The organism is Stenotrophomonas sp. STEN063, from assembly GCF_056854515.1.
The window spans coordinates 1-440 of the sequence record NZ_JBXFWF010000137.1 but is presented as its reverse complement, the minus strand read 5'-3'; the positions used below and the strand labels follow the sequence as shown (position 1 = coordinate 440).

Sequence of the window (440 nt, the reverse complement as noted above, 5' to 3'; positions counted from 1 at the left end):
ATCTGCAATACGATGCGCGCGATCGACTGATAGCAGCCGGCTCTGGGGCGTTCGGTGGTGATGGATGGCATCGATACACCTACGATGCGTTGGATAACATCAAGTCCTGGAAGCTGGGGTCCGGTGGCAAGGATTACGCCAACTACTACTACGATCCCGGCACAAACCGTTTGCAAGGAATTCGGAACTCCGCTGGTGCAACCGTTGTCGGCCTGGCCTACGACGCGCAGGGCAATCTGCAGAATAAAAGTGGCCAGTTGTATGGGTTCGGCTTCGACAATCGCCTGTATATAGCGGCCGGGAAGGAGCAGTATCGTTACGACGGTGAAGGCCGGAGAGTGCTTGCCTGGAGTCCTGTCGATGGAACGTCTGCGCTCTCGCAGTACAGCAAGTCTGGTCAGCTGATGTACTACTCTAAAAGCAGTGGCGCAGGGCTTGAA

The 440-nt window shown here is 55.9% G+C and carries 1 pseudogene; it reads left to right on the top strand.

The window, feature by feature from the left end:
- Nucleotides 1–440 (top strand): annotated as a pseudogene (locus tag AC1VWL_RS19320) (wall-associated protein); the annotation flags it as partial.